Origin of the sequence: Saccharomonospora cyanea NA-134, assembly GCF_000244975.1 — a bacterium.
Lineage (GTDB): Bacteria > Actinomycetota > Actinomycetes > Mycobacteriales > Pseudonocardiaceae > Saccharomonospora > Saccharomonospora cyanea.
The window spans coordinates 1,993,037-2,009,566 of the sequence record NZ_CM001440.1 but is presented as its reverse complement, the minus strand read 5'-3'; the positions used below and the strand labels follow the sequence as shown (position 1 = coordinate 2,009,566).

General features: G+C 69.7%; 15 protein-coding genes. 8 read left to right on the top strand and 7 right to left on the bottom strand.

What is annotated here, in order from left to right; genetic code table 11:
- Nucleotides 1-110: 110 nt before the first annotated feature.
- The gene (locus tag SACCYDRAFT_RS09640) at nucleotides 111-1,091 is read right to left on the bottom strand and encodes a heme o synthase (RefSeq protein ID WP_005455741.1); all 981 of its coding nucleotides are present in this window, start codon (nucleotides 1,089-1,091) and stop codon (nucleotides 111-113) included.
- Nucleotides 1,092-1,470: 379 nt separating this feature from the next.
- Here SACCYDRAFT_RS09640 and tkt point away from each other — a divergent pair, with 379 nt between their 5' ends.
- The 7 genes from tkt (at nucleotide 1,471) to SACCYDRAFT_RS09605 (ending at nucleotide 11,273) form a co-directional block, all read left to right on the top strand.
- Entirely contained in the window at nucleotides 1,471-3,564 is a 2,094-nt protein-coding gene (gene tkt / locus SACCYDRAFT_RS09635) for a transketolase (RefSeq protein WP_005455740.1), read from the top strand.
- 89 nt (nucleotides 3,565-3,653) lie between these two features.
- On the top strand, nucleotides 3,654-4,775 hold the full coding sequence (gene tal / locus SACCYDRAFT_RS09630) for a transaldolase (RefSeq protein ID WP_043536330.1): 1,122 nt from the start codon (nucleotides 3,654-3,656) through the stop codon (nucleotides 4,773-4,775).
- Complete coding sequence (locus tag SACCYDRAFT_RS09625; protein WP_005455738.1) at nucleotides 4,775-6,391, top strand: glucose-6-phosphate isomerase; 1,617 nt, start codon at nucleotides 4,775-4,777, stop codon at nucleotides 6,389-6,391. Before tal ends, SACCYDRAFT_RS09625 begins: the two co-directional genes overlap by 1 nt.
- Entirely contained in the window at nucleotides 6,388-7,917 is a 1,530-nt protein-coding gene (gene zwf, locus SACCYDRAFT_RS09620; protein WP_005455736.1) for a glucose-6-phosphate dehydrogenase, read from the top strand. The genes SACCYDRAFT_RS09625 and zwf overlap by 4 nt, the downstream gene beginning before the upstream one ends.
- Nucleotides 7,918-8,031: 114 nt before the next feature.
- Nucleotides 8,032-9,129 (top strand): glucose-6-phosphate dehydrogenase assembly protein OpcA, encoded by a 1,098-nt coding sequence (gene opcA / locus SACCYDRAFT_RS09615; RefSeq protein WP_005455734.1) that lies wholly within the window; start codon nucleotides 8,032-8,034, stop codon nucleotides 9,127-9,129.
- Nucleotides 9,126-9,920 carry a 6-phosphogluconolactonase gene (gene pgl, locus SACCYDRAFT_RS09610; protein WP_005455733.1) on the top strand — a complete coding sequence of 265 codons (795 nt, stop codon included), beginning with the start codon at nucleotides 9,126-9,128 and terminating at the stop codon, nucleotides 9,918-9,920. The genes opcA and pgl overlap by 4 nt, the downstream gene beginning before the upstream one ends.
- Before the next feature lie 141 nt (nucleotides 9,921-10,061).
- Complete coding sequence (locus SACCYDRAFT_RS09605; RefSeq protein ID WP_005455731.1) at nucleotides 10,062-11,273, top strand: sensor histidine kinase; 1,212 nt, start codon at nucleotides 10,062-10,064, stop codon at nucleotides 11,271-11,273.
- A 139-nt stretch (nucleotides 11,274-11,412) separates the two neighbouring features.
- Here the strand turns inward: SACCYDRAFT_RS09605 and SACCYDRAFT_RS09600 are convergent, their stop codons facing one another.
- The 6 genes from SACCYDRAFT_RS09600 to SACCYDRAFT_RS09575 form a co-directional block, all read right to left on the bottom strand.
- The gene (locus SACCYDRAFT_RS09600) at nucleotides 11,413-11,754 is read right to left on the bottom strand and encodes an RNA polymerase-binding protein RbpA (RefSeq protein ID WP_005455730.1); all 342 of its coding nucleotides are present in this window, start codon (nucleotides 11,752-11,754) and stop codon (nucleotides 11,413-11,415) included.
- Nucleotides 11,755-11,808: 54 nt separating this feature from the next.
- Nucleotides 11,809-12,039 (bottom strand): preprotein translocase subunit SecG, encoded by a 231-nt coding sequence (gene secG, locus SACCYDRAFT_RS09595; RefSeq protein ID WP_005437548.1) that lies wholly within the window; start codon nucleotides 12,037-12,039, stop codon nucleotides 11,809-11,811.
- A 60-nt stretch (nucleotides 12,040-12,099) separates the two neighbouring features.
- Nucleotides 12,100-12,885: a triose-phosphate isomerase gene (gene tpiA / locus SACCYDRAFT_RS09590; protein ID WP_005455729.1), complete on the bottom strand. Its 786-nt coding sequence runs from the start codon at nucleotides 12,883-12,885 to the stop codon at nucleotides 12,100-12,102.
- The gene (locus tag SACCYDRAFT_RS09585; RefSeq protein WP_269744654.1) at nucleotides 12,885-14,087 is read right to left on the bottom strand and encodes a phosphoglycerate kinase; all 1,203 of its coding nucleotides are present in this window, start codon (nucleotides 14,085-14,087) and stop codon (nucleotides 12,885-12,887) included. Before SACCYDRAFT_RS09585 ends, tpiA begins: the two co-directional genes overlap by 1 nt.
- A gap of 10 nt (nucleotides 14,088-14,097) precedes the next feature.
- A complete protein-coding gene (gene gap, locus SACCYDRAFT_RS09580; protein WP_005455724.1) occupies nucleotides 14,098-15,102 on the bottom strand; it encodes a type I glyceraldehyde-3-phosphate dehydrogenase in 1,005 nt (334 codons plus the stop codon).
- 401 nt (nucleotides 15,103-15,503) lie between these two features.
- Nucleotides 15,504-15,971 carry an SRPBCC family protein gene (locus tag SACCYDRAFT_RS09575; RefSeq protein ID WP_005455721.1) on the bottom strand — a complete coding sequence of 156 codons (468 nt, stop codon included), beginning with the start codon at nucleotides 15,969-15,971 and terminating at the stop codon, nucleotides 15,504-15,506.
- Between the two features lie 82 nt (nucleotides 15,972-16,053).
- Here SACCYDRAFT_RS09575 and SACCYDRAFT_RS09570 point away from each other — a divergent pair, with 82 nt between their 5' ends.
- A complete protein-coding gene (locus SACCYDRAFT_RS09570; RefSeq protein WP_005455720.1) occupies nucleotides 16,054-16,524 on the top strand; it encodes a hypothetical protein in 471 nt (156 codons plus the stop codon).
- The last annotated feature ends 6 nt before the right edge of the window (nucleotides 16,525-16,530 follow it).

The window sequence follows — 16,530 nt, the reverse complement described above, 5'->3', positions numbered from 1 at the left end:
AATCAGCCCACTTTCGCGGTCGGGGGACGGAATGGCCCAGGAATAACGAACGCGGAACGCGGGTAATTCCCGCGTCCCCCCATCCGGTGACGCGGTGGACGACGGGCGGGCTAGAACGGGAGCCCGAGCACCGGCATACCGATCGCGGCGTCCACGGCGAGCGCCACGAACACGATCATCAGATACGTGTTCGACCGGTGGAACAGCGCCATCGGCTTCGTCTTCTCACCCCGTGCCACACCCGCGTACAGCCGGTGCGCGTAGAAGAGGAACCACGCGCCCGCCAGCACGGCGAACGCCGTGTAGAGCCAACTGGTGGCCGGGATCAGCAACAACGTCCACGCCACCATGACCCACGAGTACACGAGGATCTGCTTCGCCACGTGCTTCGGGGTGGCCACGACGGGCAGCATGGGCACGCCCGCGCGCTCGTAGTCCTCCCGGTACCGCATCGCGAGCGCCCACGTGTGCGGCGGCGTCCAGAAGAAGATGACCCCGAACATCACGAACGCGGGCCACTCCACGGTGCCCTGGACGGCGGCCCAGCCGATGACCACCGGCATGCAGCCCGCCGCGCCGCCCCAGACGACGTTCTGCGGTGTCCGCCGCTTGAGCACCAACGTGTACACGAAGATGTAGAAGAGGATCGTGACGACCGCGAGCACCGCGGCGAGCAGGTTCACCGTCGCGTAGAGCAGCCCGAACGAGGCCACTCCCAGGGCGATACCGAAGATCAGCGCGTTGCGCCTCGGCACGGAGTCCCGCACCAGCGGACGCCGCCGGGTCCGGTTCATCACCTTGTCGATGTCGGCGTCGATGACACAGTTCAGCGCGTTGGCGCTGCCCGCGGCCATCGTGCCGCCGACGAGCGTGGCCAGCACCAGCCACGGCGACGGGATCTCCCGGCCCGCGAGGAACATCGCGGGAATCGTGGTGACGAGCAGCAGCTCGATCACCCTCGGTTTGGCGAGCGCGGCGTACGCGCCGATGACCTCACGCAGACCTCGCCGGCCACCAGCTTCCGACTCGCCAGTGGGATGCACGGCGCTGGTGTGCTCACTGCGCCCGTGCGCAGCGTTCACCAACGACATCTCGCTCCCTGTGCCTTGATTTCGTCTCGGGCGTCGGCATGGACGCGATACCTTGACAGATCGTAGTAGAGCGCGAGCGGACACCGCCCGGCGGCACCCGGCGAGGGGACCCACGTCACGCCGGTCCGGCACTCGCGGCGAACCGCGTCCCCGGCGTGCCCATGATCTCCGACCGACCCACCCGCGTCGACTAGGCTGGCCCTCGAATTCACCGGTACCCGCCACCGGAGCTCGCCACAGTGTCGAATCCGTGCAGGCCAGGTCTGCTGAGACGGCAGGCACACGGGGTTCAGGATCGATTAAGATCGTCTGTGACGGCCACGACCGGGTAACCGGGCAAGTGAACAGCCAACGTGCGAGACCTCAGGGAGCCGAGTCAGTGTCGGAGATCGCCCCTTCGGAGAACAACCCACTGTTGCGCCGGAACTATCCGGCCGACTGGACGGATCTGGACACCCGCGCGGTGGACACGATCCGCGTGCTGGCGGCCGACGCCGTCGAGCACTGCGGCAGCGGGCACCCCGGCACCGCCATGAGCCTGGCGCCGGTGGCCTACTCGCTGTTCCAGCGCGTCATGCGCCACGACCCCGCCGACCCGGAGTGGCCCGCGCGGGACCGGTTCGTGTTGTCGGCCGGGCACAGCAGCCTCACGCTCTACCTCCAGCTGTTCCTCGCCGGCTACGGGCTGGAGATGGAGGACCTCAAGCAGCTCCGGAAGTGGGGGTCGGCGACCCCCGGCCACCCCGAGTACCGGCACACGCCCGGCGTCGAGACCACCACCGGCCCGCTCGGTCAGGGCCTGGCCAACGCGGTGGGCATGGCGATGGCGGCGCGGCGCGAGCGCGGCCTTCTCGACCCGGACACGCCTCGTGGCGAGAGCCCGTTCGACCACTACATCTACGTCATCGCCTCCGACGGCGACATCGAGGAGGGCGTGACATCCGAGGCGTCCTCCATCGCGGGCAGGCAGGAACTGGGCAACCTCGTCGTCGTCTACGACGACAACAAGATCTCCATCGAGGACGACACCAACATCGCGCTGTCCGAGGACACGGCCAAGCGCTACGAGGCCTACGGCTGGCACGTGCAGGTGGTCGACGGCGGTGAGGACGTCGTCGCGTTCGAGAGGGCCATCGAGGCCGCGAAGGCGGAGACGACGCGCCCGTCGTTCATCCTGCTGCGCACCGTCATCGGTTATCCCGCGCCGAACAAGATGAACACCGGCAAGGCCCACGGCGCGGCCCTCGGCGCCGACGAGGTCGCCGCCGTCAAGGAGGCGCTGGGCTTCGATCCCGAGGTCAGCTTCCACATCGACGACGACGTGCTGACCCACACGCGCAAGATCGGCGAGCGCGCCAGGGCCGAGCGGGAGAAGTGGCAGCAGGCCTTCGACGCGTGGGCTCAGGCCAACCCGGAGCGCAAGGAGCTGGCCGACCGGCTGCGCACCCGGACGCTGCCGTCCGGGTGGGCCGAGAAGCTGCCGAGCTGGGAGCCCGACGCCAAGGGCATCGCGACCCGCAAGGCGTCCGGCGAGGTCCTCAACGCCATCGGCGAGGTGCTGCCGGAGCTGTGGGGCGGGTCGGCCGACCTGGCCGAGAGCAACAACACCATCATCAAGAACTCCGACTCCTTCGGGCCGGAGAGCGCGTCGACGGGGATGTTCACCACGCACCCGTACGGCCGGAACCTGCACTTCGGCGTCCGTGAGCACGCCATGGGCGCGATCCTCAACGGCATCGCCCTGCACGGCGGCACGCGCCCCTACGGCGCGACGTTCCTCATCTTCAGCGACTACATGCGGCCGTCGGTCCGGCTGGCCGCGCTGATGAAGGCGCCCGTGGTGTACGTGTGGACGCACGACTCGATCGGCCTCGGCGAGGACGGTCCGACACACCAGCCGATCGAGCAGCTCGCCTCGCTGCGCGCGATCCCCGGACTGAACGTCGTGCGACCCGCCGACGCCAACGAGACCGCGGCGGCGTGGAAGGCGGCGCTGGAGGACACCGAAGCCCCCACGGGGCTGGCGCTGACCCGCCAGAACGTGCCGGTGCTGGAGGGCACCGACACCGAGGGTGTGGCCAAGGGCGGTTACGTGCTCGCCGAGGCGTCGAACGGCTCCCCCGAGGTCGTGCTCATCGCCACGGGCTCGGAGGTGCAGCTCGCGGTGGAGGCCCGTGAGGTGCTCGAGGCCGAGGGCACGCCCACCAGCGTGGTGTCCATGCCGTGCGTCGAGTGGTTCGACCAGCAGGACCAGGCCTACCGCGACGCCGTCATCCCGCCGACCGTCAAGGCGCGGGTCGCGGTCGAGGCCGGCGTGGCCCAGCCGTGGTACCGGTTCGTGGGTGACGCGGGCGAGATCGTGTCGATCGAGCACTTCGGCGCCTCTGCCGACTACAAGACGCTGTTCGAGAAGTTCGGGATCACCACCGAGGCCGTGGTGGCCGCGGCCCGCCGCTCGCTGGCCAAGAGCTGACGTCGCGGCACGCAGTCCGGCGGGTGGGCGTCGCGGTAACGACGCGACGCCCACCCGCGAGGAGTCGAAACGTGGGAAGGGATGACGTCATGGGCAACACGAACAGGCTGGCCCAGCTGTCCGAGGCAGGAGTGTCGGTCTGGCTCGACGACCTGTCGCGGGAGCGGCTGCGCTCCGGCAACCTCGCAGAACTGATCCGCGACAAGCACGTTGTCGGGGTCACCACCAACCCGACCATCTTCGCGGGTGCCCTGTCGAAGGGCGAGGCGTACGACGAGCAGATCCGCGAGCTCGCCGCGCGCGACGCGGACGTACACGCCGCCGTCCGCGAGCTGACCACCAGCGACGTGCGTGAGGCAGCGGACCTCTTCCGCGACGTCTACACCGCCACGAACGGCGTCGACGGCCGCGTGTCGATCGAGGTCGACCCCGGGCTGGCGCGCGACACCGAGCGCACCGTGGCCGAGGCCGAGGAGCTGTGGAAGACCGTCGACCGGCCCAACATCTTCGTCAAGATCCCGGCCACCGAGCAGGGCCTGCCCGCCATCACGCGGACCCTGGCCGACGGCATCAGCGTCAACGTGACCCTGATCTTCTCGGTGGAGCGCTACCGCGCCGTGATCGAGGCGTTCTTCGCCGGTCTGGAGCAGGCGAAGGCGAACGGGCACGACCTGTCGCGGATCCAGTCGGTGGCGTCGTTCTTCGTCTCGCGTGTCGACAGCGAGGTGGACAAGCGGCTGGAGGCCATCGGCAGCGACGAGGCGCTGGCCCTGCGCGGCGAGGCCGCCATCGCCAACGCCCGGCTCGCCTACGCCGCGTACGAGGAGCTGTTCGCCGGTGAGCGCTGGGCGGCGCTCAAGGAGGCGGGAGCCAACCCGCAGCGCCCGCTGTGGGCCTCCACCGGCGTGAAGAACCCGGACTACTCCGACACCCGGTACGTGGACGAACTCGTCGTCGCGGGCACCGTCAACACGATGCCCGAGAAGACCCTCGAAGCCGCGGCGGACCACGCGAACGTCCACGGTGACACCGTGACGGGCACGGCCGCGCAGGCGCAGCAGGTGTTCGACCGGCTCTCCGCCGCCGGCATCGACATCAGCGACGTCTTCCGCACGCTCGAGGACGAGGGCGTGGAGAAGTTCGACAAGTCCTGGGCCGAACTGCTCGACACGGTCCGCGGCCAGCTGGACTCGGCGAAGGCGCAGAGCTGATGGCGGAGCACACGACGGTCGACATCACCGACGCCGCCCTCGCCGACGCGGCGCGCCCGCTGGTGGACCGGCTCGTCTCCGACCGGGTGGCGAGCGCGCTCGCCGCGCAGACCGCGACGCTGTGGGGCGACGAGGCCGAACCGGAAGCGTCGATCCGCCTGTCGTGGACCACGCTGCACAAGAGCTCGCGACCGCTGATCGGTGAGGTCGAGGCGTTGCGGACGGACCTGCGTTCGGAGGGCGTCGACCGGATCGTCCTCGCGGGAATGGGCGGCTCGTCGCTCGCACCGGAGGTGATCACCGGCACCGAGGGCGTGGCGCTCACCGTGCTGGACACCACCGACGCGGGCCAGGTGGCCGACGCTCTCGCCGGTGACCTCGAACGCACGGCACTCGTGGTGTCGTCGAAGTCCGGCACCACCGTGGAGACCGACAGCCACCGGCGTATCTTCGCCGAGGCGTTCGCCAAGGCCGGAATCGACGCCGCCCGACGGATGATCGTCGTCACCGATCCCGGCTCGCCCCTGGCCGAGCTCGCCGAGTCGGAGGGTTACCGGAAGGTCTTCCTCGCCGACCCGCACGTGGGTGGCCGCTACTCCGCGCTGACCGCGTTCGGCCTCGTGCCCGCGGGGCTGGCGGGTGCGGACGTCGCGCGGCTGCTCGACCAGGCCGCGGGCGTGGTCGAGACACTGGCCACCGACTCCCCGGACAACCCGGCTCTCCGCATGGCCGCCGCGCTGGCCGCCGCGCACGCCGACGGCGCTGAGAAGGTCGTGCTCGCGGACACCGGGTCCGGCATCGCCGGTTTCGGCGACTGGGCCGAGCAGCTCATCGCCGAGTCCACCGGCAAGCAGGGCACCGGCCTGCTGCCCGTGGTGGTCGAGGGTCCGACCGCGCCCGGCTTCGCCGACGCGGGAGCGGACGCCACCGCCGTGGCCGTGGGTCCGTCCGTGGAGGGCGCGGCCATCTCGACCGCCGGGCCGCTCGGGGCGCAGTTCCTGCTGTGGGAGTACGCCGTCGCGGTGGCGGGCAGGCTGCTCGGCATCAACCCGTTCGACCAGCCCGACGTGGAGGCCGCGAAGAAGGCCGCGCGGTCGTTGCTCGACAACCCACAGGCGCTCTCCGGCACCGAGGAGCCGTCGGCCGTGATCGGCCCGGTGGAGGTCTACGGCGCCGTGGGTGACGCGGGGACCGGCACGCTCACCGACGTGCTGCGGGAGTTCGTCGACGGTGTCGCCGACGACGGCTACCTCGCCGTGCAGGCCTACCTCGACCGGCTCGACGACGCGTCCGCCACCCTGCTGCGGAGCGAGCTCGCGCGGCGGTCGGGACGGCAGACCACCTTCGGCTGGGGGCCCCGCTTCCTGCACTCCACCGGGCAGTACCACAAGGGCGGTCACCGGAACGGCAGTTTCCTCCAGATCACGGGGTCGGTCGAGGAGGACGTGGCGGTGCCGGGCCGCCCCTACACACTCAGCACGTTGCAGCTGGCCCAGGCCCTCGGTGACGGGCAGGTGCTGGCCGACACGGGCAGGCCCGTGCTCCGGTTGCACCTCACCGACCGGGCCGCGGGCCTCGCGGACGTGGTCCGAGCCGTACAGGAGCTCACTCGATGAGGCAAGGTTGGACCAACCCGCTACGCGACCCGAGGGACAAGCGGCTGCCGAGGATCGCCGGGCCGTCGAGCCTGGTGATCTTCGGCGTCACCGGCGACCTGTCGCGTAAGAAACTCATGCCCGCGATCTACGACCTCGCCAACCGGGGTCTGCTGCCCGCGGGTTTCTCGCTCATCGGCTTCGCCCGCCGGGAGTGGGCGGACCAGGACTTCGGTCAGCAGGTGCACGACGCCGTGGCCGAGCACGCGCGGACGCCGTTCCGGGAGTCGGTGTGGAACCGGCTGGCCGAGGGCATCAGGTTCGTCCAGGGGTCCTTCGACGACGACGACGCGTTCGACCAGCTCGCCGAGACCGTGAAGAAGCTGACCGAGGAACGCGGCACCGGCGGCAACACCGCGTTCTACCTGTCCATCCCGCCGTGGGCGTTCCCCGTGGTGACCAAGCAGCTCGCGCGCTGCGGGCTCGCGGAGTCCAGTGAGGACGTGTGGCGACGGGTCGTCGTGGAGAAGCCGTTCGGTCACGACCTCGCCAGCGCCAGGGAACTCAACGCCGTCGTCAACGACGTCTTCCCCGAGGATTCGGTGTTCCGCATCGACCACTACCTCGGCAAGGAGACGGTGCAGAACATCCTGGCCCTGCGGTTCGCGAACCAGTTGTTCGAACCGCTCTGGAACGCGAACTACGTCGACCACGTACAGATCACGATGGCCGAGGACATCGGCCTCGGTGGTCGGGCGGGATACTACGAGGGCATCGGCGCGGCCCGCGACGTCATCCAGAACCACCTGCTCCAGCTGCTCGCCCTCACGGCGATGGAGGAGCCGGTGTCGTTCGATCCGAGGGCGTTGCGCGCCGAGAAGGTGAAGGTGCTGGGGGCGACCAAGGCCGTGGGCCCGTTCGACGAGACCACGGCGCGAGGCCAGTACACCGGGGGCTGGCAGGGCGGCAAGAAGGTGCCGGGCCTGAACCAGGAACAGGGTTTCCCCAAGGACTCCACCACCGAGACGTACGCGGCCGTGACCCTGGAGGTGCGCAACCGCCGCTGGGCGGGCGTGCCGTTCTACCTGCGCACGGGCAAGCGGCTGGGGCGGCGAGTCACGGAGGTGGCCGTGGTGTTCAAGAGGGCACCGCACCTGCCGTTCGACTCGACGTCCACCGAGGAGCTCGGTGAGAACGCGCTGGTGATCCGGGTCCAGCCCGACGAGGGCGTGACGATGCGCTTCGGCTCGAAGGTGCCGGGCACGACGATGGAAGTCCGCGACGTCACGATGGACTTCGGCTACGGACACGCGTTCACCGAGAGCTCGCCGGAGGCCTACGAGCGGCTGATCCTCGACGTGCTGCTGGGCGAGCCGTCGTTGTTCCCCGGCAACGAGGAGGTCGAGCTGTCCTGGCAGATTCTCGACCCGGTGCTCGACCACTGGGCCAAGCTCGGCACCCCGGAGCCGTACGAGCCGGGGTCGTGGGGGCCGCCGTCGGCGGAGGCGATGCTGGCACGCACGGGCCGCAACTGGAGGCGTCCGTGACCGACACTTTTCGGCGGTCAGGGACGCCGACCGGGTGCGGAGGTCCCGCAAGACACTGGAGGCGTCCGTGACCGACACCGGGCCGGCTTCCGGGGATCAACACAGGAGACTTCGATGATCATCGATCTGCCGTCGACCACGACGTCGCAGTTGAACAAGAAGCTCGTCGAGATCCGTGAGCGTGGCGGGGCGGTGGCGCTGGGCCGGGTGCTGACGCTGGTGATCGCCGCGGAGGACGACGAGCAACTCGAAGACGCCATCGACGCGGCCAACGAGGCGAGTCGTGAGCACCCGTCGCGTGTGATCGTGGTGGCCAAGGGAGCGCGCACGGCAGCTCCGCGCATCGACGGTCAGATCCGCGTCGGCGGCGACGCGGGCGCGAGTGACGTCATCGTGCTGCGCCTGTACGGGCCGCTCGCGAACCAGGGCAGGAGCGCGGTGGTGCCGCTGTTGCTGCCCGACACGCCCACCGTCACGTGGTGGCCGGGCAAGGGACCTAAGGCGCCGTCGAAGGACCAGCTCGGCCAGCTCGCGCAGCGCCGCATCACCGACTCGGCGGCCGAGAGCAACCCCATCCGGGCCCTGACCACCCGCAGTAAGTCCTATGTGGATGGTGACACGGACCTGGCGTGGACTCGGTTGACCAACTGGCGTGCGCAGTTGGTGTCGGCGCTCGACCTTCCACCGTACGAGCCGATCACCGGCGCGTCGGTCACGGGCGAGGCCGACTCACCCTCGACGGAGCTGCTCGCGGGCTGGCTTGCCGAGTACCTGAACGTTCCGGTGAAGCGCGTCAAGACCACCGAGGCACAGGGCATCGTGGCGGTCCGCATCGACCGGCCCTCAGGCCCCATCGAGCTCTACCGTCCCGACGGCAAGACGGGCACGTTGACCCAGCCGGGGCAGCCCGCACGGCGGATCGCGCTGCACCGGCGGGACAACCGGGACTGCCTCATCGAGGAACTGCGCAGGCTCGATCCCGACGAGGTCTACGAGGCCGCGTTGCGCGGGCTCACGAAGTTCTCCCCCGCCCGCAAGCCCACCAAGTCGCCCTCGCCTGTCACGGACAAGGCGGCGCGGAAGGGCCGGAAACCGCCCGCGAAGGCGGCCCGGAACACGGGAAACGCGGGGAACACGCGGAACACGGAAGACTCGAACACGGACAAGGCCATGCCGACGTCACCGGACGCGGAAAAGGAGACGGAGGCATGAACACCACTCCCGGCACCGACTCCACTGTCGTCGTCCACCCCGACCAGGACGTCCTCGCCGCGGCCACCGCGGCGAGGCTGCTCGCCACCCTCAGCGAGGTGCAGGCACGCAAGGGTTCGGCTTCGCTCGTGCTGACCGGCGGCGGGACGGGCATCGCCGTACTGGAACAGGTTCGCAGCAGCCCCGCCCGTGACGCCGTGGACTGGTCGCGGCTGGACGTCTACTGGGGCGACGAGCGGTTCGTTCCCGCCGACGACGACGAACGCAACGAGAAGCAGGCACGTGCGGCGCTGCTGGACCATGTGCCGGTGGACGAGTCACGGGTCCACCCGATGGCCGCCTCCGACGGCGCCTTCGGCGACGACCCGGACGCGGCGGCGGCGGCCTACGCCGAAGTGCTCGCCGCGTCCGCCCGTTCGACCGGCACAGCGAGCGGATCAGCGGTGGAGGTCCCCTCGTTCGACGTGCTCCTGCTCGGGCTCGGCGGCGAGGGCCACACGGCGTCGATCTTCCCGGACACCCCCGCCGCCCGGGAGGGCCGGGCTTCGGTCGTGGCCGTCCGCGACTGCCCGAAGCCGCCACCCACGCGGCTGTCGCTGACGTTCCCCGCCATCCGCGCCGCCCAGGAAGTGTGGCTACTCACCGCGGGAGAGGCCAAGGCTGACGCCGTCGCCCTCGCATTGGCCGGCGCCGACCCGGTGAGCCTTCCGGTGGCCGGAGCCCGCGGAAAACAGCGCACCGTGTGGTTGCTCGACAAGGCCGCAGCGGCGAAGGCCCAGCCCACTCACTGAAACGGAGACGACGCGCGGGACACGTGAACCACACGTGTCCCGCGCGTTTCGTTGCAACCGCACACGGCTCAGGGGTTGCGCTCCCCGACAGGCCGCAGAAACCTCTCTGTGTCGAGTCCACAAGACGAGAGGTCGAAACCAATGACCACACAGGGAATCTCCCTCACCGGAGTCCCGGTCAGCGGTCCTGGCTCGGGGACTGCCGATCCGCCGCGGAAACACACCGCGGCACTGTCCGTCCGGTCACGCGTGCTCTCGAGAAATCCCGCTGTCACAGCGGTGGCAACAGACATCGCGTTCGTCGTCATCGCGATGCTCGACGTGTGGCTGGTGGTTCCCGAGGAAGCGCCGTCGTACTCAATCTATCTTTCCGCGGCCAGCTGCGCGGCGCTGCTGCTGCGCCGCAGGTTGCCGTTCACCGCGGTCGTCCTCGCCGTCCCCGGGTTCTTCGCGGGCTGGGCCCAACTCGCGGCCATGTTCGCGTTGGGATCGCTGGCGAGCCGCAAGCCGTTCCACTGGCACATGTGGACCGGTGCCGGGCTGGTGTGGTTGTGCCGGTTCATGCTCTGGCCACTGGCCGACTTTCTCGCCCTCACGTGGCGGATGCACATCCTCGACGCCATCTACGGGGTGATAGTGGCCGGTATGCCCGTGGCGATCGGGCTGCTGATCGCGGCGAGGACGGAACTGGCCGCCCGCCTGACGGAACTGGCCGCGAGCCGCGACCGGGAACGACAACTGCACGCGCAGGCGGTGCGCGCCGAGGAACGTGCTCGGCTCGCGCGGGAGATGCACGACGTCGTGTCCCACGACATCACGCTCATCGCCATGCAGGCGGGGGTGCTGTCCGCGGCGAACGTCGACGACGACGCCAAGAAGACCGCCGACACGATCCGCGCGCTCAGCACGCGCACGCTGGAGGAACTCCGAGGACTCGTGGGGGTTCTGCGGTCGGGCGCCGACATGGCCGTCCAGGCGGACCTCCGTGACCTCGACGACCTCGTCCAGCAGGCCGGTGTGCCGGTGCAGGTCAGGGTGGAGAACGTGCCGACGTCCCTGCCCGCGCAGGTGTCGGCGGCGGCATACCGGACGGTGCAGGAGGGTTTGACCAACGTCCGCAAGCACGCGCCCGGTGCGACCGCGTTCGTCAACGTGTCGGTCACGCGCGACACCGTGTGCGTGGACGTCCGTAACGACAGCCCGAAGTCACGACGCAACCTCGCGCTGCCCCGCGGCGGTGGTTACGGGCTCGCCGGGCTCGCCGAACGCGCGAAGCTGTTGGGCGGCACGTTCGAGACCGAGGCCACCGACGACGGCGGCTTCCGTATTCACGCCCACTACCCGTTCGGTTGACCGCGAAGGCCGCTTTTCCTGTGCAAGTGAAGGCCACCTTTCCCTGCGGCTGGCGCAGGAAAGGTGGCCTTCGCGGTTTCCCGTGTGTTGTTGTCGTCTCCGGCCCGCCCCCTCACCGAGGTGGGCGGGCCCGAGCTGGTCAGCCCTCGCGGCGACGCCGCAGCCGCTCCAACGCCTCGGCGAGGATGGCCTCGCCGTCGGCGTCGCTGCGGCGCTCCTTCACGTACGCCAGATGGGACTTGTACGGCTCCGTGCGGGGAGCCGCGGGAGGGTTCTCCCTGTTACGCCCCGCGGGAAGACCGCACCGAGGACAGTCCCACTCCTCCGGGATCTCCGCGTCCATCGCGAACGACGGACGCGACTCGTGCCCATTGGCGCACCAGTAGGAGATCCGGCGACGCGGAGCAGCCTCCCCACGCTCCGACTCGCCGGACGGGCCCGCCCCGATCCGCGTGCCTCGAATCGCGTTACCGCCAACCATGAATCGTCACCCCACCAGATGAGTTGGCGTACGCTCCTCGCACGCCAACGTCGATCAGAGTTTCACCAGCAGGCCGAGCCCGACGATGGCGATCACCCACACCGCCCCGAGTCCGAGCGTGATGCGGTCGAGGTTCTTCTCGGCCACGCTCGAACCGGAGAGGCTCGACTGCATACCGCCACCGAACAGGGACGACAGCCCGCCGCCGCGACCACGGTGCAGCAACACCGCGATGATGAGCAGCACGCTGGAGACGATCAACAAAATTTGCAGGAACAGTTCCATGTCATCCTCTGTGTACTGCGTGTGGCGGGAAATTCAAGAGTAGCGTAAACGCCACCCCTGTCACGGGAGTGGGCCGCCCGCGGCGAGAGCGCACAACTTGGTGAACTCCTCGCCGTCGAGACTGGCACCACCGACGAGCGCTCCGTCGACGTTGTCGCACTTCACGAGGTCGGCCACGTTGCCCGACTTGACCGAACCGCCGTAGAGCACACGGATTCCCTGGGCGAGTTCGGCGCCGTACTTGTCCGACAAGGCGGACCGCAACGCGGCGCAGACCTCCTCGGCGTCGGCGGGTGTGGCGACACGGCCGGTGCCGATGGCCCAGACCGGTTCGTACGCCACGACCACCTGCTCGACCTGCTCGGCCTTGAGGCCTTTCAGTGCCGCGATGAGCTGCGAGGTCGTGTGCTCGATGTGGTTGCCGGCCTCCCGCACGTCGAGTTTCTCGCCGACGCACAGGATCGGGCTGATGCCGTGCTTGAGGGCCGCGCGGACCTTCTTGTTCACCACCTCGTCGGTCTCGGCGTGGTACTCGCGCCGCTCGGAGTGACCCACGACCACGTAGGTGCAACCGAGCTTGGCGAGCATCGCCCCCGAGACGTCCCCGGTGTAGGCGCCGGAGTCGTGCGGAGACAGGTCCTGCGCGCCGTAGGTGAGCAGGAGCTTGTCGCCGTCGACCAGCGTCTGCACGCTACGGATGTCGGTGAACGGCGGCAGCACCGTCACGTCCACCTTCGCGTAGTACTTCTCCGGCAGCGAGAACGCGATCTTCTGCACCAGAGCGATGGCCTCGAGGTGGTTGAGGTTCATCTTCCAGTTGCCTGCGATCAGCGGCTTGCGGGCCATCAGCGCTCCTCACTCAGCACGGCGACACCGGGCAGTTCCTTGCCCTCCAGATACTCCAGGGACGCACCGCCTCCGGTGGAGATGTGCGAGAAACCGTCCTCCGGCAGTCCCAGCAGACGCACGGCGGCGGCGGAGTCGCCACCGCCGACGACGCTGAACGCCTGGGACTCCGCGATCGCGGTCGCCACTCCCCTGGTGCCCTCCGCGAACGGCGCCATCTCGAACACGCCCATCGGGCCGTTCCAGAACAGCGTGCGCGCGTCGCGGACCGCGGCCCCGAACGCGGCCACGGTCTCGGGACCGATGTCGAGGCCCATCCAGCCGTCCTCGATGCCGGTGGCGGGCACGGTGCGCGTGTCGGCGTCGGCCGCGAACGCGTCGGCCACCACGACGTCGACGGGCAGCACCAGCTTGTCGCCCGCCTCGGCGAGCAACCGCTTGCAGGTCTCGACCATGTCGCTCTCCAGCAGCGACGAGCCGACACCGTGGCCCTGGGCGGCGAGGAACGTGAAGCACATGCCTCCGCCGACCAGGAGTCGGTCGACCTTCGGCAGCAGTGCCTCGATGACGGCGAGCTTGTCCGACACCTTGGAACCGCCGAGCACGACGGCGTACGGGCGTTCCGGGTCGCCGGTCAGGGTCCGCAGCACCTCCAGCTCGGCGAGCACGAGGCCGCCCGCGTAGGCGGGCAGGGTACGCGCGACGTCGTACACCGACGCCTGCTTGCGGTGCACCACGCCGAACCCGTCGGAGACGAACGCGCCGTCGTCACCCGTCAACGCAGCGAGCTCACGAGCCAGTTCACCGCGTTCCGCCTCGGACTTGCTGGTCTCCCTCGCGTCGAACCGCACGTTCTCCAGCAGCACGACGCCACCGTCACCGAGCGCGGCGACAGCGGCCTTCGCCTGCTCGCCCACCACGTCACCGGCCAGCGACACCTCGGTGCCGAGCAGCTCGCCGAGCCGGTCGGCGACGGGCCGCAGGGAGAACGCGGGATCGGGCGCGCCCTTGGGCCTGCCGAGGTGTGCCGTCACGATCACTCGCGCCCCCGCCTCCGAGAGCGCCCGGACGGAAGGCAGCGCGGCGCGGACCCGGCCGTCGTCGGTGATCTTCTGCCCGTCGAGCGGCACGTTGAGGTCGGCGCGCACCAGCACGCGCCGACCTTTCACGCCCTCGCCGAGCAGGTCGTCGAGAGTCTTCACCGCCATGTCGTCAGGACAGCTTCGAGCCGACGAGCTTCACCAGGTCGGCGAGGCGGTTGGAGTAGCCCCACTCGTTGTCGTACCAGCCGACGACCTTCACCTGGTTGTCGATGACCTTGGTCAGCGGCGCGTCGTAGATGCACGAGGCCGGGTCGGTGACGATGTCCGAGGACACGATCGGCTCCTCGCTGTAGCGGAGGATGCCCTTCAGCGGCCCGTCGGCGGCGGCCTTGTAGGCGGCGTTGACGTCCTCGAGCGAAGCGCTCTTCGACAGCGTCACCGTGAGGTCGGTGACGGAGCCGGTCGGCACGGGAACGCGCAGCGCGTAGCCGTCGAGCTTGCCGTTCAGTTCGGGCAGCACCAGACCGATGGCCTTGGCCGCGCCGGTGGAGGTCGGCACGACGTTCAGCGCGGCGGCACGGGCGCGGCGCAGGTCCTTGTGCGGGCCGTCCTGCAGGTTCTGGTCCTGGGTGTAGGCGTGGACCGTGGTCATCAGGCCCTGCTGGATGCCGAACTCGTCGTGCAGCACCTTCGCCAACGGGGCCAGGCAGTTGGTGGTGCAGGAGGCGTTCGAGATGATGGTCTGCGACCCGTCGTACTCCGAGTCGTTGACCCCGAGGACGACGGTGAGGTCCTCACCCTTGGCCGGCGCGGAGACGATCACCTTCTTGGCGCCGCCGTCGATGTGCGCCTTCGCGGCCTCGGCCTTGGTGAAGAAGCCCGTGGACTCCACGACCACGTCGACGCCGAGGTCGCCCCACGGAAGCTTGGCGGGGTCCTTCTCGGCGAGGGCCTTGATCGTCTTGCCGCCGACGACGATGCCCTCGTCGCTGACGGAGACCTCTTCGCTCATCCGGCCCAGGATGCTGTCGTACTTGAGCAGGTGAGCCATCGTGGCGACGTCACCGAGGTCGTTGAAGGCGACGATCTCGATGTCGTGGCCGCTGGCCTGCACGGCGCGGAAGAAGTTGCGGCCGATCCGGCCGAAGCCGTTGACGCCTACGCGAACCGTCACTGCTCTGCTCTCCTCGGGGGTTCCGCCCGGCCGGAACCGGGCTCACACTTCTTCGGGTTCCACCAGCCACCCTAGCGTGCTGGCCAGCGGGTATCCGAGTACCCCGACGCGAGATATCGCGCACGCCCGCCGAACAGGCGAATCGATTAAGAAACCCAGGTCACACGTCGCTGCAACCAGGCTGCAGCCAGTCCGGAATGTGGGACGGTGATGAGTTAGTGCCTGCTCGGTGGGCATGGGTCAGCGACCGCAGGCGATGCTGGATCGACGCTCGCTCGGCGTCCACGGCGAGGCGGGCGGGAGCCGACGCCCGGCACGGTCTCCTCAGGGCTGTGTCGGGCTCCGGAACGGCGACCCGGGTCCTGTGTCCGTGATCACCGCGGCCTGCGGCTCCGAGCCGGTCACGACCCCGCCGTCGGGGGCGGCGGAACGTCACCACGCCAGGCCCCCGTCTCGTGACCTCGGCGTTCGACGAACTCCTTGAAGCGGTGCAGGTCGCCGTTGATGCGCCTCTCCAGCATCCCGGTCCGGTCGGCGACCTTCTCCAGGAAGCCGTCCGGGTCGATGTCCATCTGGGCCGTGACCCGGGTGCGGTTGGGGTCGAGCCGGTGGAAGGTGATGACTCCGGCGTGGGTCGGGCCCGAGTCGGAGGCCCACGCCACCCGCTCGTCCGGGTGCTGCTCGGTGATGGTCGCGTCGAACTCTCGCGTCACACCGGCCACCCGGGTCACCCAGTGGGTGTGGGTGTCGAGCTGGCGGACCTGCTCGACGCCCTCCATGAACTCGGGGAACGACTCGAACTGCGTCCACTGGTTGTAAGCGGTGGACAGCGGGACGTCCACGTCGACAGCCTTCATGACCGTGCTCACGGGTGTCACCTCCTGGGCAGTCCTGCCGCGCCGGAACATCCGGCGCGCATCACGAGTGCACACTCCGGGTACCCGACCACCCATGAGGCACACATCGCAGCCCGACACCGCCACCGTGCGCGCCGTGGGCAAGCTGACCGAGGCGCTGGAAGTGGTGGAGGAGGCACGAGGTCACCTCTACGCGTTCCACCGCCTCACCGGCACCGCCGACTTCACTCTGGAGGAGGCGATCGGCATGCTGCGCGACGCCGGTCACACCGAGCTCGCCACGCGGCTGGACCGGGAGCTGCTGGGCCGCAACGTGCTTCCGGGACGCTGGACGTACCAAGTGGTCGAGGACTACGAGGACACCTACTACGGGGTGTTCCGGGAGTTCGCCGACGAGGTCAGGGCGCTCACGCCCGGTCGGCGGCACGCGTACGAGGCCGAGCTCAAGCGCACTCGCCGCACCCCGGAGCTTCCCGGTCACGAGGCCGAGCCCCGCGACGTGGCCGGAGCCGAGGACACCCGCACCGCCACCGACCGCGCGGTGCCGTCCAACACCTCCCGCTGACGGCGG

Bases quoted from the DNA above. Each gene is read 5' to 3' on its own strand.
- SACCYDRAFT_RS09640 (WP_005455741.1), bottom strand. From the start codon at position 1,091: ATGTCGTTGGTGAACGCTGCGCACGGGCGCAGTGAGCACACCAGCGCC.
- tal (WP_043536330.1), top strand. From the start codon at position 3,654: ATGGGCAACACGAACAGGCTGGCCCAGCTGTCCGAGGCAGGAGTGTCG.
- SACCYDRAFT_RS09625 (WP_005455738.1), top strand. From the start codon at position 4,775: ATGGCGGAGCACACGACGGTCGACATCACCGACGCCGCCCTCGCCGAC.
- zwf (WP_005455736.1), top strand. From the start codon at position 6,388: ATGAGGCAAGGTTGGACCAACCCGCTACGCGACCCGAGGGACAAGCGG.
- opcA (WP_005455734.1), top strand. From the start codon at position 8,032: ATGATCATCGATCTGCCGTCGACCACGACGTCGCAGTTGAACAAGAAG.
- pgl (WP_005455733.1), top strand. From the start codon at position 9,126: ATGAACACCACTCCCGGCACCGACTCCACTGTCGTCGTCCACCCCGAC.
- SACCYDRAFT_RS09605 (WP_005455731.1), top strand. From the start codon at position 10,062: ATGACCACACAGGGAATCTCCCTCACCGGAGTCCCGGTCAGCGGTCCT.
- SACCYDRAFT_RS09600 (WP_005455730.1), bottom strand. From the start codon at position 11,754: ATGGTTGGCGGTAACGCGATTCGAGGCACGCGGATCGGGGCGGGCCCG.
- secG (WP_005437548.1), bottom strand. From the start codon at position 12,039: ATGGAACTGTTCCTGCAAATTTTGTTGATCGTCTCCAGCGTGCTGCTC.
- tpiA (WP_005455729.1), bottom strand. From the start codon at position 12,885: ATGGCCCGCAAGCCGCTGATCGCAGGCAACTGGAAGATGAACCTCAAC.
- SACCYDRAFT_RS09570 (WP_005455720.1), top strand. From the start codon at position 16,054: ATGAGGCACACATCGCAGCCCGACACCGCCACCGTGCGCGCCGTGGGC.